Here is a 453-nt window from a genome sequence, read left to right as displayed (position 1 = left end):
AGACATAGCTGGTTGACTTACGGTCAACGCGTTTGATGATGCGGACCCAACTTTTGTCCAGTGCGCCTGCGTGTCCGATGTTGGCCTTCGCACGATAATGTTCACAGGACCTAAGGGACCGACGTAATTTAGCCCGTCGTCTAGGGTCACATAGATGTCATCGATCGCCGTGAAGGCCCCGTTTCTCTGAAACGCTATCAGGAATATGCTAGTTATGTCAGAAGTCGCTGCGTACGAATAGGCAGTAGTCCCGGTGTACAGAAGAATACCGTCTATCGATAGAGATGTGGTAAACGTGTTAGGCGTTCCCGCCACTGCAACGTGCCTAATTTCGTAATAATGGTAACCCGTTGCCGACATGGCAGTCTGGTACAAAAGGTTGTATGCCGCGCCCCCAGTTGCAATCGCGAAGTTTCTACTTCCTGAACTGGGTGAGCTTACCTGAGCTATAAC

This window comes from Dellaglioa sp. CoH-57-MRSF-21, from assembly GCF_056781915.1.
The sequence above is the reverse complement of the archived record's forward strand: the minus strand, read 5'-3'. Positions refer to the sequence as shown.